The sequence below is a fragment of the Microcoleus sp. D3_18_C2 genome (assembly GCF_036702395.1).
GTDB lineage: Bacteria > Cyanobacteriota > Cyanobacteriia > Cyanobacteriales > Microcoleaceae > Microcoleus.
In genome coordinates, this window is the sequence record NZ_JAUBTG010000001.1 from 200,934 (window position 1) to 224,305 (window position 23,372).

At 46.2% G+C, this 23,372-nt stretch carries 16 protein-coding genes and 2 pseudogenes; 8 read left to right on the forward strand and 10 right to left on the reverse strand.

The genetic code is table 11. From position 1 onward, the window contains the following. The first annotated feature begins 198 nt into the window (after window positions 1–198). The 4 genes from infB to QUA88_RS00770 all read left to right on the forward strand — a co-directional run bounded on the left by infB (window position 199) and on the right by QUA88_RS00770 (window position 6,627). Window positions 199–3,363 carry a translation initiation factor IF-2 gene (gene infB / locus QUA88_RS00755; protein ID WP_333057839.1) on the forward strand — a complete coding sequence of 1,055 codons (3,165 nt, stop codon included), beginning with the start codon at window positions 199–201 and terminating at the stop codon, window positions 3,361–3,363. 422 nt (window positions 3,364–3,785) lie between these two features. Beyond that, the gene (locus QUA88_RS00760; protein ID WP_333208484.1) at window positions 3,786–4,526 is read left to right on the forward strand and encodes a low-complexity tail membrane protein; all 741 of its coding nucleotides are present in this window, start codon (window positions 3,786–3,788) and stop codon (window positions 4,524–4,526) included. A gap of 241 nt (window positions 4,527–4,767) precedes the next feature. Next, window positions 4,768–4,992, forward strand: coding sequence for a hypothetical protein (locus tag QUA88_RS00765; protein ID WP_333057837.1), 225 nt, complete (start codon window positions 4,768–4,770; stop codon window positions 4,990–4,992). Between the two features lie 423 nt (window positions 4,993–5,415). Beyond that, window positions 5,416–6,627 (forward strand): glycosyltransferase family 4 protein, encoded by a 1,212-nt coding sequence (locus QUA88_RS00770; RefSeq protein WP_333057836.1) that lies wholly within the window; start codon window positions 5,416–5,418, stop codon window positions 6,625–6,627. A 19-nt stretch (window positions 6,628–6,646) separates the two neighbouring features. Here QUA88_RS00770 and tnpA read toward each other — a convergent pair. From tnpA to QUA88_RS00790, 4 genes and pseudogenes are all read right to left on the reverse strand, one after another. Continuing rightward, window positions 6,647–6,877, reverse strand: a pseudogene (gene tnpA, locus QUA88_RS00775) (IS200/IS605 family transposase); the annotation flags it as partial. Between the two features lie 168 nt (window positions 6,878–7,045). After that, window positions 7,046–8,250: pseudogene (locus QUA88_RS00780) on the reverse strand (transposase). A 470-nt stretch (window positions 8,251–8,720) separates the two neighbouring features. Continuing rightward, on the reverse strand, window positions 8,721–11,375 hold the full coding sequence (locus tag QUA88_RS00785; RefSeq protein WP_333208483.1) for a C39 family peptidase: 2,655 nt from the start codon (window positions 11,373–11,375) through the stop codon (window positions 8,721–8,723). 675 nt (window positions 11,376–12,050) lie between these two features. Beyond that, entirely contained in the window at window positions 12,051–12,491 is a 441-nt protein-coding gene (locus QUA88_RS00790; protein WP_172192900.1) for a peroxiredoxin, read from the reverse strand. 284 nt (window positions 12,492–12,775) lie between these two features. Here QUA88_RS00790 and QUA88_RS00795 point away from each other — a divergent pair, with 284 nt between their 5' ends. Next, the gene (locus QUA88_RS00795; RefSeq protein ID WP_333056195.1) at window positions 12,776–13,087 is read left to right on the forward strand and encodes a DUF433 domain-containing protein; all 312 of its coding nucleotides are present in this window, start codon (window positions 12,776–12,778) and stop codon (window positions 13,085–13,087) included. Window positions 13,088–13,103: 16 nt separating this feature from the next. Here the strand turns inward: QUA88_RS00795 and QUA88_RS00800 are convergent, their stop codons facing one another. Next, window positions 13,104–15,839 (reverse strand): DNA methyltransferase, encoded by a 2,736-nt coding sequence (locus QUA88_RS00800; protein WP_333269738.1) that lies wholly within the window; start codon window positions 15,837–15,839, stop codon window positions 13,104–13,106. Window positions 15,840–15,931: 92 nt separating this feature from the next. Between QUA88_RS00800 and QUA88_RS00805 the strand changes: the two genes are divergently transcribed. Continuing rightward, complete coding sequence (locus QUA88_RS00805) at window positions 15,932–16,342, forward strand: Npun_F0494 family protein (RefSeq protein ID WP_333168711.1); 411 nt, start codon at window positions 15,932–15,934, stop codon at window positions 16,340–16,342. A gap of 4 nt (window positions 16,343–16,346) precedes the next feature. Here QUA88_RS00805 and QUA88_RS00810 read toward each other — a convergent pair whose 3' ends face one another. Beyond that, a complete protein-coding gene (locus QUA88_RS00810; protein WP_333269741.1) occupies window positions 16,347–16,535 on the reverse strand; it encodes a hypothetical protein in 189 nt (62 codons plus the stop codon). 469 nt (window positions 16,536–17,004) lie between these two features. On the opposite strand from QUA88_RS00810, the gene QUA88_RS00815 reads away from it, so the two are divergent. After that, window positions 17,005–17,568, forward strand: coding sequence for a Uma2 family endonuclease (locus tag QUA88_RS00815; RefSeq protein WP_333056191.1), 564 nt, complete (start codon window positions 17,005–17,007; stop codon window positions 17,566–17,568). Window positions 17,569–17,834: 266 nt separating this feature from the next. Further along, window positions 17,835–21,425 carry an isoleucine--tRNA ligase gene (ileS, locus tag QUA88_RS00820; protein ID WP_333269744.1) on the forward strand — a complete coding sequence of 1,197 codons (3,591 nt, stop codon included), beginning with the start codon at window positions 17,835–17,837 and terminating at the stop codon, window positions 21,423–21,425. 290 nt (window positions 21,426–21,715) lie between these two features. Here ileS and QUA88_RS00825 read toward each other — a convergent pair whose 3' ends face one another. From QUA88_RS00825 to QUA88_RS00840, 4 genes are all read right to left on the reverse strand, one after another. Beyond that, window positions 21,716–22,030, reverse strand: a complete 315-nt coding sequence (locus QUA88_RS00825; RefSeq protein WP_333056189.1) for a hypothetical protein — start codon at window positions 22,028–22,030, stop codon at window positions 21,716–21,718. Further along, window positions 22,017–22,352, reverse strand: coding sequence for a XisI protein (locus QUA88_RS00830; protein ID WP_333056188.1), 336 nt, complete (start codon window positions 22,350–22,352; stop codon window positions 22,017–22,019). The genes QUA88_RS00825 and QUA88_RS00830 overlap by 14 nt, the downstream gene beginning before the upstream one ends. Beyond that, window positions 22,340–22,759 (reverse strand): XisH family protein, encoded by a 420-nt coding sequence (locus tag QUA88_RS00835; RefSeq protein WP_333056187.1) that lies wholly within the window; start codon window positions 22,757–22,759, stop codon window positions 22,340–22,342. Before QUA88_RS00835 ends, QUA88_RS00830 begins: the two co-directional genes overlap by 13 nt. Window positions 22,760–22,854: 95 nt before the next feature. Next, window positions 22,855–23,367, reverse strand: coding sequence for a dihydrofolate reductase family protein (locus QUA88_RS00840; RefSeq protein WP_333056186.1), 513 nt, complete (start codon window positions 23,365–23,367; stop codon window positions 22,855–22,857). Between the last annotated feature and the right edge of the window lie 5 nt (window positions 23,368–23,372).

Below are 23,372 nucleotides of genomic sequence, written 5' to 3' on the forward strand. Positions count from 1 at the left end.
TTCGGAGTTCCAAGTTCCCAAACAGACTTGAGAATTCTTCAACCGCAGACTTCAGCGAGTTGCATCTTTTAGATAAAATTGCTGAGCGAGTACCAAAACCCCGATTCCTGACACTGAATCAATCACACCGAATGATGTCGTCATTAGCACAAAAAATCACAATGTAAAAACTGGTTGGCACAAAAGAGGGCAGAGTGGATGAACAACGGCAAAGTAAGAATTTACGAATTATCACGGGAACTAAATTTGGATAATAAAGACATCTTGGCAGTTTGCGAGCGGCTCAATATTTCAGTCAAGAGCCACAGCAGCACAATTACAGAATCCGAAGCAGAGCGCATTCGCAAAACGGCGGAAAAATACGTAGCCAGTAGCCACTCTTCCCCCGGCAAGCCAGCTCCACCCGAAAGAGCAGCCGCGCCATCGAGAGAATCTGGCCCTCACCCTAACGACCAACAAAAAAAGCAGCAAATTTTAGAAATACGCAGTCCAAAAGTACGGCCGGCTGGTGCCTCCTCCCAGCCTGCAGGCAACGAGGAGAACAAAAACCAGCCGGCGGCAACCGTGGCAACTCCTCCCAAGTCGCCTGCTGCTCAACAACTCCAGCCTCCAGCTAAACCAAATATCAATCGACCTGTACTGTCGAAGCCAAATGTCGCTGTGTCGGCGGCTCCGTCAGAAAGAGTGTCGGAAAATGTAGGTGCGATCGCCCCGGAAACCACCGCCCAGGCTCAGGCACCGGCGGCACCTCAACCGCCGTCGTCCAAGGCTCCAGAACGCACCCAGCAACCGCCGATGGCCCCTCCTGCGCCCTCGGCAAAACTCACGTCGCCGCCCGTCAGAGGGGCGTCCGAGTCGGCTAGCCGTACCCCACAAAATCTGGGGAACAAGCCGGTACTCAAACTGGCAAAAACCGAGCAAGAGCAATCAGGACAGTCAGAAACTCTGGAAGCGCCGGCTAAACCGAGCCGCCCCAGCAGACCTGCACCGGGAGGTACCGAATCTCGCGACGCGCGCATACCGCGCCGGGAAGGCCCTGGTGGCCCAGTCAAAACTCCACTGGCCGATCGACCCCAGCCCGGTGGGCCGCGCCGGAGCCTGGCCCCCGCAACGTCAGCTACCGGGCTGCGTAGCCGGGGCGGTGGCACCGGAGCGCTAGGGGATGACACTGATGACAATGAAGAAGATAATACGCCGTTGCTGGAGATTCCTCTCCTCGAAAGGCCCTCCCTCCCTCGTCCTGCCAAAAAGACATCGGTCATTTGGGAAGAAGATGATGACGAAAACTCAGATGCTGCCAAAGCTGCCAAAGCTGTTAAGGCAAAACGTTCTCGCCTCAAACCCATAGACGAGGATGACGATGACTTAGAAAACGGCTTGGATCTCCCAGCACCAGTCACGGTCAGCCTGTCCCTAGCCCGCCCAGCGAAAGCGAAGGGACAAGCAGCACCCAAGTCAACACCAACTCCGGGCGCACCCGGAAGCAGCGGAAAAAATAAGAGACCAGGCCCTTCTCACGATAAAAGTTCTTCAGGTTCGAGCGGGGGACGCGGCAACCGGGGCAAAACAGCCGAAGCTAAGGTAGAACGTCCAGAAAAGCTGCTGCTGAGCAGGCCGATGACCGTTCAAGAACTAGCAGTTACTCTGGCTGTTCCCGAAACCGAAATTATTAAGCGGCTTTTCTCTAAAGGAATTGCGGTAAATATTACCGAAACCCTGGACATTCCAGCGGTGAGGATGGTAGCCGAAGAAATGGGCGTAGAGGTGGAAACCCCAGAAAAAGTAGCCCCAGCTATCAAAGTGATCGAGATGCTGGACGAAGCGGATTTGGAATACCTCGAACGCCGTCCCCCAGTAGTAACGATTATGGGTCACGTGGATCACGGTAAAACTACCTTGCTCGACTCGATCCGCAAAACCAAGGTGGCTCAGGGAGAAGCTGGGGGCATTACCCAGCACATCGGTGCTTACCACGTGGATGTGGTACACGAAGGCAAGAGCCAGCAGGTGGTATTTTTGGATACGCCCGGTCACGAAGCCTTTACAGCGATGCGGGCTCGGGGAACACGGGTTACGGACATCGCCATCTTGGTGGTGGCGGCGGACGACGGCGTGCGACCCCAGACAATTGAAGCGATCAGCCACGCGAAAGCTGCGAAAGTGCCAATTGTCGTGGCTATCAATAAAGTTGACAAGGAGGGTGCTCAGCCGGAACGGGTGAAGCAAGAGCTTACTGAGTACGGCTTGGTGGCAGATGACTGGGGGGGCGATATCACGATGGTTCCAGTCAGCGCGATCCGAGGCGAAAACCTGGATACGCTGTTGGAAATGATTCTGACAGTCGCGGAAATGGAAGACCTCAACGCCAACCCGCACCGACCGGCTAAGGGTACTGTGATTGAAGCTCACCTCGACAAGGCAAGGGGGCCTGTGGCAACTCTGCTGGTTCAGAACGGCACTCTGCGAGTGGGCGATATTGTGGTCGCAGGCTCGGCTTTGGGCAAGGTGCGGGCAATGATCGATGACCGGGGCGATCGCGTAGAACACGCAACTCCATCCTTCGCGGTGGAAGTGCTAGGGCTGCGGGAAGTTCCTCGCGCCGGAGACGAGTTTGATGTCTTCGCAAACGAAAAAGAAGCTGCGGCGATCGCAAGCGGAAGAGCTACCTCCAGACGAGATTCACGCCTGCTGCAAGGCGGCCGGATCAGCCTCAGCGGCTTCTCTCAACAAGCTAAGGAAGGCGTTCTCAAGGAACTCAACTTGATCTTGAAGGCAGATGTCCAAGGCTCCCTCGAAGCAATTGTCGGCGCTCTGACTCAACTTCCTCAAAAAGAAGTTCAACTCCGACTGCTGCTATCTGCTCCTGGGGAAATTACAGAAACGGATATTGACCTCGCAGCAGCCAGTAATGCTGTAATTATCGGGTTCAATACTACTCTGGCCACCGACGCTCGCCTCGCGGCTGACCAAGCTGGCGTAGACGTGCGGGAATACAGCATCATCTACAACCTCTTGGATGACATTCAAGGGGCGATGGAAGGCCTGCTGGAACCCGAATTGGTGGAAGAACCTTTGGGAAGCGTCGAAGTGCGCGCTGTCTTTGCGATCGGTCGCGGGGCTGTGGCTGGATGTATGGTACTCTCTGGCAAAGTCATCCGTAACTGTAAGGTGCGGGTGCGCCGGGGCAACAATGTCGTTTACGAAGGTGTCCTCGACTCCCTAAAACGGATGAAGGAAGATGCCAAGGAAGTCAATGCTGGCTTTGAATGCGGCATTTCCTTGAGCGGGTTTAGCGACTGGGCGGATGGCGATATTATTGAAGCCTACCGGATGGTTACTAAACGCCGGACTCTCTCTCAATAGTTTTGAGTGGTGAGTGTTGAGAGGGAAGAGAATTTTTGAGCGATCGCAACTAAATTGCCGATCGCTCGCAACTCTTCTCTTCACTCAATACTCCTAAAGTCATCACTCGCAACTTTTGTTTTTAACTTATAGCAGAAGCAAGAATCCAGAAGGCAGAAGGTTTTAGTTATCGAGGAGAGAAGGAAGAAGTAAGAAAAGCAAATATATCCACAATTAACAACGTCCTCATCGTCTTGGCTGTTGCTAAAAATTCAAAATTTCAAACTCCAATAAGACTTACGCACCGCAATCGAGTTTCCTCCCAAAATGCTTGGTGTTACTTCTAGAGATGTACTCTTTGCACCAGGTTTATTGCTTAAGAATGCGTCCCCGACTATCAAAACTCAAAATTCAAAACTCATAACTCATAATTATTTTTTAAAGTGCGTTCTTTTTGGTCAGATCCTTTCTTGTGGATTCATCTTTCTGGGGCGGCTGCACTGCCGATATTCCTAGGAGTGTGCTTGCTGGGACTCGCAGTGGGTTCTCCCCTGCTCCCTGTCTGGTTAGAAATATTTTTAGTGGCTGTAGCCGGTATTGTTCCTGTGCTGTGGATGCAGTGGTTCCGCCCTTTTTACATTTTTAGTATTTTAGTTGTGGCGGTGAAACCGCAGAATTTAACTTCGGTGCAGCAGCGGCTTCTGACTCGATTTAAAACTAAGTTAAATCAAGGAATCGCTCTTTTTGTAGCTGTTTTGCTGGCAGTAATTTTGTGGCAACTCTACCGATTGGCTCCCCTCGCGGCAACGGTTGCTCCCTTTCCTCCTTCCTGGCGGTGGGCTGGATTGTTGTTGGCAGTTGCTGCTTTTTTAGCTAGCAATTTGTTTTTGCAGGTGTCTGCTAGTGTCATGGCGGTTTTGCTGACGCCGGAATCAGAATTTGCAGCGACACAGCCTCATGTTTTAGAAAAAATTCGGCAGGATTTTACGATCGCGCCTTGGCAAGTCGATCGACTTTTGCCGGCTTTGGCAGCCGAGACAACTGCCGCTGTGGCTGCAGCGGCAGAGTCAATTGGTTCAGCATCCACAAGAGGGAATTCGTCAGTCGGCAGTATTGTCAACCCAAAACCTGCTGACTCCAACGGCGTTACATCTCTACCCGAAGAGTCGATCGAAAAAAAGTGAAATAAAAAATTAATAAGGGGACAATTGTAGTTTAAGCTACTTTAATTTGTACAGATGTATGCTGTGAAGAAAATAGGTAACACCCCTCTTGTGATAGAGATTATTAATAGTCTTAATATTTAATTTTTAATCGCAGGTTGTGGATATTTTAGGTTGGCTCTTTGGAGAGAAGAATCTATAATAGAGAGTGTCAAGGTCAGCTTTCAATCCTTACAGGGGATTAAAACAGAGGTATAACAATATGGCGAATTATCTACCGATCGCACAAGAACCTCAAGCCGCCGAGCCGATCGAGCTGTGCGAAGATTCTGAAATCTGGGGCAGTCTCAAATCCGCGATCGGCGCAAGTTCAGGATTTCAACGCTGGCAGCTAGAACTCAATTTTGAGCGTCAGCACCAAAATGCCACCCTCGATCAGCAGGTTCGTTCCTATCTGCGAGAAACTTTAGAAACTTTGGCTTATTGAGCGCCGTAAAACCAAATATTGTCACGATTTGTGAACTTTATAGCCCAATTCTGCTGGCATCCCCTCCAATATGCTAACTGAGTACCGATAGTGAGTGTCGAGAGTGAGTGTCGATCGCAACTTCGGAGATCAAATTGCAGGGGACAGTATTTCTCCTTACTTAGTCGGGATTAATTCCCGCATTCTACTTGCAACACACTCTCAGATACATCAAGAGAAAATTAGCCTGAAACCCCCAATACAAAGCGACTGCGGCCGCTATCTATTGACCTGGCTGTTGCCGAAACTCTTTATAATAAGACTGAAGCAAAATAAAATTAATAGTGCGGTTGTGGCGGTACCTCAAACCGTCCCGATCAACCTACTTACACATCTTTTGCATCGTAAGTCCTATTAAATACTTTACAACCAGAGTTGAGGAAAATGCGCTTAGTCATAGTTCAGTATGCCGGCGATTACGCAGAAGCCTTTGATCGTTTAGCCAAAGGTGGAAGCGAAACATACTACGCTCAAAAATATTCTGTTGATGCCGTCACCGAGATGGCAAAACGAGCTGAGTCAGTAACGGTTATTTGCTGCATGACACCCGAATTTAACGATCGGGTTCTAGAAAACGGCGTGCGGGCGATCGGTTGCGGATTTAATTACAAAATTGATACCCAAAAATTGATCGAGTTAATTGCCCAGCAAAAGCCGACTCATTTAGTCATGCGGACGACTTTTCCAGACATTTTTAAGTGGGCAATAAAAAACAAAATTAAAACCATCGCTGTATTTGCAGAATCTATTGCGACAACAACTTGGCGCAATAAATACCGCAACTATTTCCTGTCCCAATTGTTGAATAACAAGCAAATAGAATGGGTTGGAACTTACGGCATTACGTCATCTTTATTGTTCCAACAAATAGGAGTAAAAGCTGATAAAATAATTCCCTGGGACTTTCTCTTAGAGACCAATCCCGGCTCTTTGTCGCCGAAAACAATCCCTGCGGACATCAAAAAAATTCAACTTTTTTACGCTGGTTCGTTAATACAAAGTAAGGGCGTGGGTGATATATTGAGAGCCGTAGCAAAGTTAAGAGAACGGAATAATATATCAGTTCACTTAAAAATGGCAGGTAAAGGTGAAGAGGAGTTTTTTGCCCAGCGAGTCGAAGAGTTACAAATTAAAGATTGTGTAGATTTTCTGGGAATCGTGCCAACTCAGAGTTTAGAACCTTTAATGAGAGAATCCGATCTCGTGTTAGTTACTAGCAGGCACGAGTATCCCGAAGGTTTTCCCCTGACTATTCAGCACGCTTTACGGACTAGAACACCGATAGTAGCTTCAGATCACCCGATGTTTAAAACCCACTTAAAACACGGTATTAATTCGATGATTTTTGAAGCGGGGAACTCTCTGGCTTTAGCAGAATGTATCGAAAAAGTTATTTCGGATTCAGCGCTTTACCACAATCTTTCTGTCGCTTCTCACTCAACCTGGCAGGAGTTGCGTCTGCCTGTCAAATGGGCGGACTTGATCGATCGCTGGCTGGATGATTCTCCTGAAAGCAAACAGTGGTTATTTGAACAACGACTAGCTTCTGCAGCCTATAGCGCGTCGCGTGAGAACCCCGGTATTTCAAGCTCTTGATGAAACGCAGTTGTAGTCTTTAGGCTACCAGTGTTGCGGAGTATTTATTTCTCTGTTCTTCAATATATTTTCGGACGGTTTCAGTTGAGACATTGCCAACACTACCGACAAAATAACTAGGAGTCCACAAGGTAGGCAATTTTCACTATTCAGGAAACTCTTTTCTTAAGTAACTGGAAGCCCTGCCTTTGACTCTTTGCAGGACAAAGCTAGCGACATCAGTCGGGTTAACGTTAACCAATAAATGTACATCCCACATTTTGCAGGTATTTAAATAGAATTGATGGTTATAAATTTAAAAAATTCCAGCCTGAAGTGATTGATCCGTAATCACTTCAGGCTTTTTTGAGTTACAATGAACGAATTAGGGCTTGCTGAATAATCGATCGCAAACTAAGAACAGGAGCTCACGATATATTCAAGCAGAGTTAAAGATGAGTTTTTCCTTCGTCAATGTGAGCAAGTTATAAACGCAGATTATATTAGAGCCAAAAATGGGCATTGTTTTCCACGAACGGCATAAAAACACAAAAAAAACCCATCTTAACCAGGTAGAAAGGTTCATGACTAAAAAAGTGATAGCAATAGCTGTCTGTGAAGTATTATCAAGTTTTGCCATGATGAGATCGAGACTAAATCTGCGTTTACGCAAGCCCCAAATTTTCCCTCAATTGCCTGACGAATCCTCTCATCTTCTAAGGCTTGCTTCTTTTTTTCTTTACTCACAGTTGCTGGGGGTCTTCCCAAGGGTGGCCCACTGATTCTAATTCCTTTTTCTTTGCACCATGCTCGGTTTTCCCGATTTCGGTAAATGCGATCCTCTTCGAGGGCTTCGCTAACGGCATGGACTGATTCACCGATAGTATCCTGTGTAATTTTTAAAGGCTTCAAATGAGTGCTTTTAAGTCTCCTGATTCGTTAAAATTATCCCAGCTCATCCGGTATAAAAATACATATCCTTCACTGCAACTCGCTGATAGTTTTGCTCCAAACTCTACAGGTTTCCCTGCTTTTCCTCTGACAATGGGACGGATGTGCGGTTGGCTTAAACTTACCCCAACTGTCCGATATACTCTGTTTTTTATTTTCAAATAACCAGAGTTGTTGCCGATAGACTTCTGTGACAACTAGCAAGGTTTTATATTGCTTTTTGGTCATACTTTGTAGGGTGGCACCTGATTCAATTAGCTGTTCAATATGAGCGAGGTTTCTTTTAATATATTGCCGTTATTTTTTCAAGGCTGGGATTTTTTTGTTTCGTAATGGTCGTGGTTGTTTGGCTACTGCTAAGTAGTCTTTTCTGGCTATTTTTCGGTAGGTTCTGGGTTTTTTATTAATTTTTACTTTGAGGGACTTATAAAGAATGTCGATGATTTTTTCTGTGTGAATTCTTGCCTTGTTTAATAGTCCTAAGTCGGTGGGGTAGCTAATGTCTGCTGGGGCACAGGTGGCATCTATGATTAATTTTCCTTGATTGGTTGATTCATTTTTTGCGTCTGATTCAAATTTCGACCAAGGAATTAGTTGGGCCATTTTTACCCAACGGTTATCTTCTGATAATCTTCCTTCAAAGGGGAGTTCTTGCGTCGGATGGGGGGCTTGGGGCAAGCTCAGCTTTTTTATACACGATCGCAGGTGGTGATGCACGGCTTTTGACCTATTCTACCTGTTGATCGCTGCGACTTTACTCTCGATCGCGCGATCAAATAACCCAGGCCACGTAACACGCGGGCGATATATTCAGCAACCCCTAAGTATTTCTGTCTAGTTAAACAGCGGGATGCTCCCACTTGGTTTGGTACTTTAGTAGGGTTGAGCTTTTTAGGCATTGGCGCAGCAAAATGCAAAATTAAGGATCGCAAATTAAATAATTTACACTATTGAAAGTGGGATGGGCGTCCCGCCCGTCCTTTATGCACGGGCGGGACGCCCATGCCACAAGAACAATAAAGATTGTAAGTTATTTAATTCTCATTCCTAAGCGCAAGATTTCCTAAGTTAGGTAGGGTGTGCATTAAGTACCTTACGAATAGCTGTTATGCACACCTTACGAATAGCCGCAGTGCCTCACAATTTGCTAACAGTAGAGTAAATTATGGATAGATAAAATGTGCCCAAACATTCCCATCTGGCCCAGCAACTTGATTGACATAACTGTAGGGATACATCAACTTTCTCCCCTCAGTATCGCTGTAACCAGTGAGTGCATCTCCCCAAGGATCTTGCACGATATAACCCTGAGAATTGTAGCCAATGACAGTAAGAATGTGACCGGCAGCAGTAAAATCTCCTGCTAAAACTACTGGCCGCCGATTTAGCAATTCCGATCGCACCTCGGCCCATTTGCGAGTCGTACTAAAACTCGTCTTAAACCCGTAGGCCTGAATCAGCGCCGAAAGCACGCTGTGATCCGTTTGAGATCCCTGGCCGGCATAGTCGAAACACCACTGCAACAACTCATCCTCCAACTGTCCGCCCCACTTAGAACGAAGGCCGTAATAATAAAGCACCATGGCGATCGAAGTTACGTTGCAAGTAGACCAGTCAAAACGCGGATTGTCTCGCTGCGAAAAATACGGCACGTTCAATTCCACATTGTTCGGAACCGGATCGAAAATTTTATCTCCCCGCTTGAACTGAACAAAACTAGGAAAAACATAACCTGTATTGCCCAAATTCGGCAGTTCTTCAGTCAGAGAAACTTTCAGGTGAGATCCTTCCGCACCGTAGCTGTTCACGCCGTAAACTCGACCTAAAGGCAGCGTAGTTTTCTCGGTACTGCTCAGGCTAGAAGAATCTACCGGCCGTTTTTTAAAGACAGTTGCTTGCAGGATTGTCATCGTCAAAGCATCCGCGTCAAAGGGAACTTCTTTGCCGTCTTTTTTAATTTTAACGTCCTGCCAATAAATAAATCCGATATTGCCGAAACCGGGAATAGATTGGGCGAGAGTTACTCGGAAATGCCCCAAAATGCAGGCATAACCAGTAATGGCATAGGTGCTGCCTAAAAGTAGGTCAGCAATTTGATCGGCAGGCAGTTTCGATGAATCTTCGGGTTTAGCTTTAATCTGAGTTGTTTGAGTTACCAAAAGTTGAGCGCCCCCGTTGCTATTGGGTACGTCAGCCAGGTCAAATCTTAGGATTTGAGTACCTTTTGCCAACTGAACGTCGGGTTCATAAAAATAGCCAAAAGTGCCGATCGGCCAAATTGCTGAATCCAGAACCACCTTGAGATGCCCGTCAATAAATCCGTATTTGCTAACGGCCAACGTCTGGCCTGCTTTGACAACAACTTTTTGCTGATTGTTGAGCCTGGAAGAATCAAGAGGAACTACCTTAAACAAAGTGTCAGAAACTATCTTTAAGGTCAAACCTCGTCCGACAGTTAGCGGATCGGAAGTTACGGCAATGTAAATTATTTGGCTGCCAGTAACGTTGCCTTTGCTGTCAGTTGCCCGCAACCTGAGCCACCGAGCTCCAGCTACGCTAAATCCTTTAGACAAATTAACTTGCCAAGTGCTAGTCTCTTGGTTTAGAGTGACGGTTAGGGGAAATTTATCCTCAGCTATCACGTCAATTTTTGCTGCTTGTTGCCGGTCAAAAGTACCCCGAAGGACGATCGGCTGATTTACTAAAACTTCTGACGGCCCTTGATAAGTTAAATTCACAGCGGGATTAAAAGATTTGCCACCGCGGCTGAATTGCACAAAATCGGGATAAATGAAGCCTGTATTGCCAAATTGTGGCAAATTCTCGGTCAGCGAGACTTTAATGTGGCTTTGTTCGATCAAGAATCCGGCAATTCCGTAAATCATTCCCGCCGGCAAGGTAATTTTTTCTTGGGGTGGCAGGCTAGCGGCATTTATCGGCCGCTTTTTAAACACAGTTGTTTTGATGATTGTCATCGTAACTGCATTTCTATCATACTCAATTCCCCTCCCGTCTCGCAAAATTTGGACGTGCAGCCAGTACAGAAATCCCGAAGTTCCTAAGTTAGGAACTGCCCGAGCAAAAGCGACTCTGAAATGGTTTTCCACGCAAGCGTAGCCGAGAAGATTGAAAGTTTCTCCTGGGTTAAATAGTAATTTCTGAGTTGGGCCTAAAGTTCCAGAATCTGCGGGGGTGAACTTTAACCAGGTCTTTTTGATCACCCACAGTAACTGCATTCCAGGAGGCGGGGTCGGCAACTCGGCGCGATCGAATATGAGAATTTTTGCGCCTTTGGTTATGAGTACGTGTTTTTCGTAGAAAAAGCCGGTTTTTCCCACCGGATAAATTGGATTATTTAGTTGAACATTTAGATGTCCGTCTTCTAACTCGTAGTCGCTAACTGGATATATTTTCCCTGCTGGTATGTCCGCTTTTTGCAGATCGTTGAGATTGCTGGCGGGCAGTGTTCCGGCTTTGAATTTGGTATCTGTGAGAGTAATTAACGTGAAAATTTGAGCGGGTGCCCCAGAAGCAGGATTAACTTTGATGTTAATTGTTTGTTGGCCGATAACTTTGCCAGTCTTATCAGTTGCCCTCACCTGCACTGTGCGAGTTCCTGCGCTATCGAATCCTTTTTCTAAACTGATGTTCCAAATGCCTCTAGAGAGATTTCTCCCGACATTCAGGGCATTTGAGCCTTCTAATGCTGAAATCGCTGCCACTAGATTTGTGTCAAAAGTGCCAAGTAACACAGCGGCTCTATTGACCTCAATTTCTCGCGGGCCTAAGTAACTCAAAATAATGTTGTTGGTTGTCATTATATATCCCTCTACCTACTTAGTTATTCAGCTAAAGCAAGGATAACTTCTGATTTTATTAAACACCATGACCTGAACCAGGACAAAATCGCCCCTAGATTCAGCCTACGGGCGGTTAATGCCTTTTCCAGCATAAGTTTTTAACTATTGGCGGGAGTTGCGCCACAAATCTAACTTTAGACGTACCATAAGCACCTTAACCGAATATATGCCTGGTTGAGCTGATTTGTGGTGCAAGTTTTGAGGGAAGGAATTTAATTCGAGTCGGTTGTTTCCCCCTGTACCCTTGACCCCTCACTTGCTGAGTCAATCGATTGCGCGATTTTAGATTTTAGATTTTAGATTTTAGAATTGAAGCATTGACTTGCGCGAGATGAATGCGGGGGCTTGTATCCTGGATGCTTTCGGTCAGGACTTAGGAACGCGAATTAAATAACTTACAATTTTAATTGTTATTGTGGGACGGGCGGGACGCCCATCCTTTTTGGACGGGCGGGACGCCCATCCCACTTTCAAGAGTGGAAGTTATTTAATTCTCATTCCTTACTAAAAAAAACCGGTTCCTAGGAGAATATTGCCTATAGCAACGAGGCATCTAGGAAGGAACCGGGTTTTTAGCGCTTTGGTGCGTGCAGGAGTGTTAGCGCGATCGACTAAACTTCGGCTAAACTTCGACTAAACTATGGTGACGAGAATATCTTGAGCGTGAGTGTCAACTTTCATGGTTTCCCCTTCATAAACCTGAATAATTTTGCCAGTACCGTCGATGACGAAGGTGACGCGCTTGGCATAATCGCCTTTCTCCACATCGTAAGCTTTGGTAATCGTGCCATCAACATCTGCTAATAGCTGGAAAGGTAAACCGTATTTTTCTGTGAACTTTTGGTGCGATTCTTCGTTGTCGCGGCTGACACCGAGAACTACTATATCTTTGCCCTTGTATTCTTCATGGGCTGCTTTGAAGCTTTGGGCTTGTCTGGTGCAGCCGGGGGTGTCATCTTTGGGGTAGAAATACAGAATTACGGTTTTACCTGCGAATTGGGACAGGGAGACGGTGTTGCCGTTGGTGTCTTTGGCGGTAAACTGAGGGGCGGCGCACCCAACTGGTAATGTCATAGTTTTGTTTCCCTTGGGATTTATAAATGTATTTTAATTGATTTTGTGCTTCGGCGATTGAAAAAGTTATCGGCGATGGAAATCGCTTTTTTTGAACTGGAACTCGAATATGCTACGCTCGTTATTCGAGTTCCAGTTCAAGCAATCACCTTGACTCAAGTCCATTGGCGACGGCGGAAATTCGCAATATCCATCAAAAATACCATAGCTTAAAATGCCTTTTACAGCCAAACTCGTCTAGCCTGTCATAAAATAGAAGACACATCCTATATTAATTCCCTACCATGTCGATCGCCGTCATTAAAGAACATATCGAAATCACCCCAGGAATCTGTGGGAGAAAACCCCGTATCGCCGGACATCGCATCCGAGTTCAGGATATAGTTGTTTGGCACGAACAAATGGGAATGTCACCAGACGAAATTTTGTATCACTATCCGAGTATTACTTTATCTGATATCTATGCAGCTTTAGCCTATTATCACGATCGTCGAGATGAAATTCGCTCTGCAATCGAAGCAGATGCAGAATTTGCCAGCCAATTGAAAGCTCAAAACCCATCGCTCTTGCAACAAAAATTAAAAAATCGTCTGTAATTAATTCACTGGGATTTTATACAACAGGTGGCAAACAGGGAGCGACAACAGGTAATCCCTCAGTTTCTCGCTGTGCAACTTCAAAGTTTAATTCTAATAGAAACTTTAAGGGGTCTTGGTTTGTTTTGATATCGTAGGCTTTGCAAACGAGTTGGTCTAATTGGGCGTGGAGTTTGGCGAGTTGGCTGGCAGGTTCATTAAAAAACTCGTTGTATAATTGGGTAATACCACACTGTTTGCGCTCCATATACTCTGTACGATAGTTATGGAGAACCTGCATAGCTGCTCGAATTTCAGTTTTGGTTTTTTCTGGGCAATTTTGGGGAAAGGGAAAGGTTTCAAAACAGGTGTTGTGAGTGTAAGAAATATCGGCTTTAAGTGTTGATTTTTGTGCGTGCATCCAAATCTGATGAGTGCTAGATGTGAGTATTCCCAAAATATAAAAGTCGTCGCAGGTAACAACTCGCGTTCTAGCATTAGGTAGCCATTCAATAGGACAAGGAAGAAAAATTGCCCATTTCGATGTCTGAGTAACTGCAAAGTATTGAGAAACCGATTTTAGGGCTTGACGCATTGCGGGTCTTCGTTCTCCAAATTGCCACCAGTATTTTTGATAAACCTTTCTACGATTCAAATCTCTTTCTGGTTTCACTCTCATTTTAACCCATTGAAAAGGCTGGACATATTCACTTGCCTCTTCAATACTCATGTCATTAAAGTCGATAATCAAATTTTTTAGACCTCTGTAGGGGTTGGCTACGAGGTCATTACCTTCTAGAAAAGGACGAATTACTTCCAGATTTTTGGGATTTACTTTATTCCATACTTCAGCTTGCTCCAAGGACACAATAAAGCCCGTACCTACAGGAGTTATACCTGCAAAACATCGATTCAAATTTGTCTTCAGTCGCACTGCTTGGGTAACATCAACTTCAGCTTTTAGAGAAGAGTTAATGTTTGAGACAATTGTGTGATCGATACGGTAGGTTAATTCTTGAGCATCAGAGGTTTTGAGCCAGTTGATAATGCTAATATGTACTTTAGCTTCACCAGACCAAGGTTGTGTGGAGATGGCATCGTAAATGCAGCCGCCATTTTGGGCAATGTAATCTAGGGCAGCTTTACGACTTTTACCCTGAGAAATGGAATTGGTGGCGACTAAACCAGCGCGGCAATTTTCTCCTAAATGTTGATGGGCAAGACGGAACCAATAGGTGCAAAAATCCACAGAATCTTTTACTTCAGGAAATTTAGCAAAGATGCGATCGATATATTCATCACCCAAAACCAAGCGCATCTGCTTACCACCCAAAAAGGGAGGATTGCCAATAATTACATTAACTTGTTCCCACTCGCAAAACAGAGCATCATCACAGCGGATATTGCGATCGAGATTATCGAGCGGCAATGCTTGCTCTAGTTCCAATGCCAGGTTCAACTGTACCGTATTGAGCAACTGGTTTTCTTCATCTAAGGCTAACTTTTTGGCAAGCATCAGCGTCACTTTTGCCAATTCCACGGCAAAGGGTTTGATGTCAATGCCGTAAAACTGGCTTGTCTTCACCAGCGACATCGTACCTATCGCATTAGCAGCACGAGAGAAATTTTCATGAATTTTAGTTAGCAGTTGTGCCTCTAGTCGCTTCAGTTCCCGATAAGCAACATAGAGAAAATTACCGCTGCCGCAAGCTGGATCGAGAACTTTGAAATCAAGTAATTCTTGCCGCAGTGCCAACAAATCTTTGAGCGTCTTCGCAGCTTCAATCCGTTCTCGCCACGGGCGGATAATCGTAGGCAAAACCACTTTTTGAATGTCTGCCTCGCTGGTATAATGAGCACCCAAGGCATGACGTTCCTCTTTGCCCATACTGGACTCAAACAACGCACCAAAAATCGCAGGTTCTACCTTTGACCACCGTTCCTTTGCTGCCTCCAATAGCAGATCGATTTCGCTGCGAGTCAGGGCGATGGGTTCAACAACTGAGAAGATACCGCCATTAAAATAGGATACATCTCGATAGCGGCTGTCTTTAGGTGCGGGGCGATCGCTCCCCATTTGCCGAAACAATCCCCCAATTAAATCGTAGGAACTAACTCGATTCATCTGGCAATCACCTAAAAACTCGGTGAATAAACCGCGCGGCAACAAATAGATATCTTCAGCAAACAATGCTACTACACACTGAAGGATAAACCTTTGAGCCGTTTCTACTTTTTCGCCGCGCTCTACCAAGCGATTAAAAAGTAGAGCAACTTTGTCAGCGGCAGTTCGCGTTACATCAATTTTATTGTTATTGAATAAAGGCTGGCGATTTTCGGGGAAAAGAAAGTTTAAGGCTGTGAAGCGATCGGGTATCTCTTCGACATTTATGCGGTCTACAGGTTCCCGCAGTTGTAAATCGAAGTCATAAATCCAAAACTCATCAAAGTTGCAAAGAACCACATATTTAGGACGCTGCGGCACTAGCTCAAGCCAGTATTCAAAGGCTTGCTGATAGTGTTTTTCCAGTTTTTCGCCCCGTTTTTTCATCTCCAGCAACAACCTGGGCCGCCACAGCAAATCGGCAAATTTCGTAGTTTTGCCTTTCGCCTTTACTCGAAATTCTAGTTCGGCTCCCGCTTCCTTGTAGCCTAGATGACCGAAGGCTTGAAACAGGCGATCGCAGAATACCTGTGCCTCGCCTTTTTCGTCTCCATTCAAAGTACGGACGTATTCAACAAACCTGTTGATATTATTTAGTGTATCGGTCATAATAAGTGTAAAATTAGGATCGATAGGGTGAATCAGCCCGCTCGGATATCTGTAACAATTAAAAATATAGTACCTGTTCAGAGGTTTTTTGAATGACTTTTATTCCATCTGAAGCGTTTAAATCTATTAGTTATCCCGATCGCACTGTCAAAAGAGCCGATCGCGCGGTCCGGTGCAGCCCTTTTCAATTACACTTCTTCCAGACCATCCGCGATAACAGTGTTTTCCTAACTGCGATCGCCTCAAATTCCGGTGTCGAAAGCGGCTACACCCGATCGCCCGTATCCGAACTCGTAGCCGAAAACTCGCTACTGTGGCTTATCCAAGTCGGCGTACTGCGGCGGGAAGTAGACGGACAAGGGATTACCGACAGTTTTCGCCTCACGCCCCTGGGCCGCCAACTCGTGGAAAAATGGGAACAGGAAGGACAGGGAGTGCCGGATGCTTCGTTGTGCGATCGTATGGGAAATGCCGTTAGCCGCGGATTGGGAGTATTTCTTTAAGCGTTTATTGCTTGTCCCAGTCCGACAGTCCGACAGTCCGACAGTCCGACAGTCCGACAGTCCGACATTCCGACAGTCCGACAGTCCGACAGTCCGACAGTCCGACAGTCCGACATTCCGACAGTCCGACAGTCCGACATTCCGACAGTCCGACAGTCCGACATTCCGACAGGGAATGAATTCCCTGTCTCATAGCGAAAGTCGGTTAAAACCGACTGCAAGTCTAAATTCAATTCGATGTTGAGTTTCGCATAAAAGCGACTGCAAGTCTCAATTTAACTTGATGTTGAGTTTCGCATTGCACGTTAATCAACCTCCTCAGTCCTCTTGCAGAGGACTTGCGCTATGAGACAGGGATTTCAATCCCTGTCGGACTGCAAGTGTCAATTCAATTCGATGTTGAGTTTCGCATAAAAGCGACTGCAAGTCTCAATTTAACTCGATGTTGAGTTTCGCATTTCACGTTAATCAACCTCCTCAGTCCTCTTGCAGAGGACTTGCGCTATGAGACAGGGATTTCAATCCCTGTCGGACTCGCCGTCAAACGAGTTAGACCCCTTAAAGCCGTCAAGCGAAGGACAGGGTTTTAGACCCATTTTCTTGATAAATTAAATGCCCGATCGCTTAACTAATACAAATTAAACTTAAATCAACTTAAAATAATGGTTCAAACCGCTTCTAAACCTTTGAGTCTCGATGAATTTCTCCAACTGTCGGAAACCAAACCCGCCAGCGAATTCATCGATGGTCAGATTATCCAGAAACCTATGCCCCAAGGAAAACACAGCACAATTCAAAGCGATTTGGGTGCTGACATTAACCGGGTACTCAAACCCCAACGCATCGCCCGCGCCTATTCAGAATTGCGCTGTACCTTTGGTGGTCGATCGACAGTACCGAATCTTGCAGTCTTTACCTGGGAACGCATTCCCCGCGATGAAAACGGCGAAGTAGCCAACACTTTCGCCCTCGCCCCCGACTGGACAATCGAAATTCTTTCCCCCGACCAAAGTCAAACTAAAGTCGTCCGCAACATTCTCCACAGTCTCGGCCACGGAACCCAGATGGGCTGGTTGATTGACCCGGAAGAAGAACTGGTATTTGTCTATTTTGCCGATCGCACTTTAGCAGTTTTTGAAGAACGGGGCGATCGCATCCCCGTTCCAACCTTTGCCGAATCCTTCAATCTCACCGTCGGTGAAATGTTCAGTTGGCTGACTGAGTAGCGCAACCTTGATTTATGAAGGATTTTTTAACCGCAGAGGGCGCAGAGGGCGCAGAGGAGGAGAAGAGAGAGAGCTCTACGGATTTGGTTCGATCTAATGTGCGGTCGATCGCTTATACTAAAATATCTGGTTGTCAGCTCTTCAATGACGAGAGATGACTAAAGTTGTCACTACCAACTTAATTATGATTATTTAACCGGACTTGATATCATCTTTCAAATAACCGCTAACTACTAACAACTAACTACATAAAACGTTTCTCAAAAATGGAAGCTAAATCTTACAAAGACACGGTAAACCTGCCCAAAACCAAGTTTGATATGCGCGCCAACGCCACCAAGCGCGAACCAGAATTGCAACAATTTTGGGCCGATCAAGAAATCTACGATCGCCTTTCGGAAAATAACCCAGGCGATTTGTTCATCCTCCACGACGGGCCACCCTACGCCAACGGACAACTCCACATCGGCCACGCCCTCAACAAAATCCTCAAAGACTTTATCAACCGCTACCAAATGTTGCGCGGCAAAAAAGTCCGCTACGTGCCCGGTTGGGATTGTCATGGATTGCCGATCGAACTTAAAGTATTGCAAAACATGAAATCGGACGATCGGCTAAATCTTACGCCGATCGAACTCCGCCGCAAAGCCGCCACCTTCGCGCAGCAAACAATGGAACAGCAGCGCGAATCCTTCCAGCGCTACGGCGTTTGGGGCGACTGGGAACACCCGTATTTAACCCTAAAACCCGAATACGAAGCCGCTCAAATCGGCGTTTTCGGTCAAATGGTGCTCAAAGGCTACATCTACCGCGGCTTTAAACCGGTTCACTGGAGTCCGAGCTCGAAAACAGCCCTCGCCGAAGCGGAATTGGAATATCCAGAAGGTCACACGTCGCGCAGCATCTACGTCGGCTTCCATGTGAGAAAATTGTCAAAATCTTTGCAGTCGAAGCTCAAGCGCTATATGCCAAGCCTCTGGGCGGCGATTTGGACGACTACCCCCTGGACAATTCCGGCAAACTTGGCGATCGCAGTTAATCCAGAACTGACTTATGCGGTGGTGGAACCGCCGGCAAATTCCCACATCGCACAACAATTTATGTTAGTAGCTGTCGATGCGGTCGATCGGCTGTCGGCAACTTTTAACACTGAATTAAAAATACTTGCCACCTTCAAAGGCAAAGAATTAGAAGGTTGCATCTACAAACACCCGCTGTTCGATCGCGAAAGTCCGATTGTTGCCGGCGGTGACTACATTACCGCTGATTCTGGGACGGGATTAGTTCACACCGCACCGGGGCACGGACAAGAAGACTTTATCGTCGGAAAACGCTGCGGTTTACCAGTTTTAACGCCCGTAGATGAGAACGGAAATTTCACTGCCGAAGCCGGACAGTTTGCAGGTTTAAATGTCCTCGGAAATGGCAATGCCGCAGTGATTGATGCCCTTGCCGAAGCAAATTGTTTGATTAAAGAGGAAAGTTACGCTCACTCTTATCCTTACGATTGGCGCACGAAAAAGCCGACTATTTTTCGGGCGACGGAACAGTGGTTTGCCTCGGTTGAAGGGTTCCGAGATGAAGCCTTAAAAGCGATCGCCGGTGTGAATTGGATTCCCGCCCAAGGGGAAAATCGGATTACTGCAATGGTGGGCGATCGATCCGATTGGTGTATTTCTCGCCAGCGGACTTGGGGCGTTCCGATTCCCGTATTTTACGATGAAGAAACCAACGAACCGCTGTTAAATGAAGAAACGATCGCCCATGTGCAAGCCCTTTTTGCTGAGAAGGGTTCCGATGCTTGGTGGGAATTGTCGATCGATGAATTGCTGCCGGAATCTTACCGCAATAACGGCCGCACTTACCGCAAAGGTACAGACACGATGGATGTGTGGTTTGACTCGGGTTCTTCCTGGGCCGCAGTTGCCAAAGGTCGATCGGAATTAAACTATCCGGCTGATATCTATTTGGAAGGTTCAGACCAACACCGCGGCTGGTTTCAATCCAGCTTGCTTACCAGTGTAGCAACTAACGGCATTGCTCCTTACAAAACAGTTTTGACTCACGGTTTTGTGCTCGATGAAAAAGGCCGGAAAATGAGCAAATCTGAAGGCAATGTCGTCGATCCAGCGTCAGTAATTAAGGAATATGGAGCCGATGTTTTGCGGTTGTGGGTGTCTTCGGTAGACTACTCGGCAGATGTGCCTTTGGGCAAAAACATTCTCAAACAGCAATCGGATGTTTACCGCAAAATTCGCAATACAGCTAAGTTTTTGCTGGGGAATTTGCACGACTTCGATCCGGCAAAAGATGCCGTTGCTTACGAGGAATTGCCGGAACTAGACCGCTATATGCTGCACAGAATGGGCGAAGTTTTTGCGGAAGTCCAAGATGCTTTTGAAAGCTTCCAATTTTCGCGATTCTTCCAAACTGTGCAGAATTTCTGTACGGTGGATTTGTCGAATTTTTACTTGGATATTGCCAAAGATAGACTTTACATCAGCGCGACAGATACCCTTCGCCGCCGCAGTTGTCAGACGGTGATTGCGATCGCTGTGGAGAATTTGGCAAGGGCGATCGCACCTGTTTTGTGTCACATGGCTGAGGATATTTGGCAGTACCTTCCCTATCCGACTCCTTACAAGTCCGTGTTTGAAGCCGGCTGGGTGCAAATTGATGCTTCATGGCACAATCCAGAATTGGCTACTCGCTGGCAGTATTTGCGACAAGTGCGGGGCGAAGTTAACAAGGTTTTGGAAAAAGCGCGGATTGAAAAGGCGATCGGTTCTTCTTTGGAAGCTAAGGTTTTATTGTACGTTCCCGATGTTGAGAAAAGAGAGCAATTGCAAGCTTTGAATCCCAGCAGTGAAGAATTGGTGGATTATGTGCGATCGCAAAATTCAGTCATCGAGTTAGCGGCCCAGGAGAAAGCAAAAGCAGCACAAGATAAACAGGAAGAACAAGCGGCAAAAGTTGCTAAAGTCTTGACAGAAAACAAAATTTATGTTGAGCCGAAAACGATCGCACAAAAGAGCGATCGACCTTCTCAGATAGTAGAGTATTCTGTCCCTGAACTGTCGGCTTCAGATTCGCAGCCAATCTTAGATCAAGCCGCCGAGTTTGTGGCTAATTTGCCTGAATACGCAGGCAACTTTTTTACAGAATACCAACAAGCGCTGGTAACACTTGGACTCTTAGCTTCTGTGTTGATAACGGGCCGAGTAACGCTGGCGATTTTGGATACGATGAATCAGATACCGCTTTTGGGAGGCTTCTTTGAAGTCATCGGCATCTTATTTACAATCTGGTTTGCTTTCCGTCACTTGCTGTTTGCCGCCAACCGTCAAGAAATTGCACAACAAATTGATTTCCTGACAGCAGATGTGGTGGGCCGGAGTACGGCGCTTGTACTTGCAGAAACACAGGCGATCGTCCTCGCACCGGCATTAGATACAGCGCTTGTGCTTGTAGAAACAGGGGCGATCGCCCAAACAGCCCCAGCCGAAAAAGTGTTTGTAGAAACACCCCAAATCCCGCAACCAGAATTAGTTGCGATCGAACCCAAACCAGAAATTCCTGCTGACCTAGCTGCAGGGCACCATTCTACAATGACCGGCAAGGGTGTAGATGAATTGCGCTATTTGTTCATTACTTCGGAAGTGGAACTGGTAGAATCGAATGCCATCCTGCAGGAATTGCCGTACAGTTATCAGTCTCCAGAGTTGGCGATTGGTGTAGTCAAAGCAGACGGCCAAAAGTGCGATCGTTGCTGGAATTACTCGACTCACGTCGGAGAGTCGATCGAACATCCGCTAATTTGCGAACGTTGCGTTTCAGCAGTAGACGGCAAATTCTAACTAAAATGTGTACTGCGGAATGAGAATTAAATAATTTCCCTTTTTTCTTGTGGGATGGGCGTCCTGCCCGCCCAGAAAGGACGGGCGGGACGCCCATCCCACAACAAACATGAAAAGTTGATTACTACTCGTTACCAGGCTCCTGCCTGGTAACGCAGATCCGGAGGCTCTGCCTCCATCTTCCCAGCCGAGGCAGAGCCTCGCTTATATGGGTTCCAAGGCAGAGCCTTGGAAGCAGTTAAATCAATCAAACAATGAGTGGGATGGGCTTCTAGCCCGTCACAAATATGCTATTTCTTAAAAAAACTGCAGACGATTTCACCAGGGTTGTTTTGTCCAAACGTCAAAACAGTTCCATCTTTCTTAACTGTAGTGCGATCGCGGCAATTGTAGACTTCCAGAGGCTGTTTCACTCCATCAACACTCAGAATTACCCTGTATTCCCAATAATTTTTTGCACTGCGTTTGATATCGACAATGCAAATCTCGCTTCCTTGATAATTGCGGCAAACAGAGGCGTCAGCAGGAAGGGCGGCCCCGAAAAAAGATATTAATAACAAAAAGTAGCAAACACATTTCATCATCTGCGATCTATTCCACTGCATAACCCGTATACTTCCGCATAAAGGGCGGCTGAAATCCCCAAACAATATCCTCTTTTGGAACTCCGGCTATTACTAAATTTTCAGCAATATCATCTTCAGTCGCATTCCATTGAAGCCAAATTTTTCCGCCCTTGATATCAATGTGAATGCTACAATGATGCACCCTAGTCTGCTTGTCCCAGCCCACATAAAAGATTTGGTAATGATCTCGTTCTGTATCAATAATTGTCTCGACTTCAATGTCTCCGTGAGCAGGTTTGTGCTGGCCGTACTCCAGTAACATTTGCTGCACAATTTGCCGATATTTGATTAATTTTTCCATTCTACAATAACCTCAACTGCTGTATCATAAACAATCATTTTTACCTGATTTTCCTCGATCCTTGCTTTCGGGAAATCTAGTTGAAAGAATTCTTCATAAGTTATTAACGGCACAGCCAAGTACAAAATGCGATCGGGTGCTTTTTCTTTGAGTGCTGCTCGGTAATTAATGAACTGCCCCAATGCTCTGTGAAATTCCGAGATTGCCGACGATTTTGCCAAAAAACTTTTGACCTCAACGGCAATTTTTTCGCCTTGCCTTTCTGCCGCAATCAGCCTTTCTGCTCCCAGATCGATCGACATATCTACACCGCCCACACTAATCGGAAACGGATCGTGGGTAATATGCCAGCCTTCTTTTTGCAAAGCTGTTTTGACAACTTCATGAAAAACATCTTTGGCAGACATAATATATCGATAACTAACTTACTTATTCCTATCTTACCTTTTTTGATAACCAACTGACAGTATTTTTGCAAGCGACTTAGCAATTGGGCGCGCCCTCAAGTCGCGACATCATAAGATAGCTGAACCATGCCAGAACTGTATGTCTGACATCCAGTTAACTGCAAAGCTGTAGTATTTATCGGATTAACAAATAAAGGAATTCCCTCGCCCAAAATAATCGGGTGCACCGAGAGAATTAGCTCCTCAACAAAATTTTGATTCAGGAAATCGCGAATCAGCAGAGAACCTCCCACCAACCAAATATTCTTTCCCTCAAGCAAGCGCAAATCCTTGACAAAATTCTCGAAATTTGTTACCACTTCGACATCCGAAGTAGCTTGAAAATCTAGATTCTTCGTAAAAACATAACTCTTTTTTTCCTGGTACGGGTACTCGCCAAAAGTTAGAACTTGTTCGTAAGTTTTCCGACCCATGAGAACCGTATCGATGCTATCTAAAAATTTACTATAACCGTAATTTTGGTCTGTAAACAGCCAATCAATATCGCCATTCGGTCGGCCAATATAACCGTCCAGACTAGATGCAATGAATAGTACAATTTTACGCATGGCAA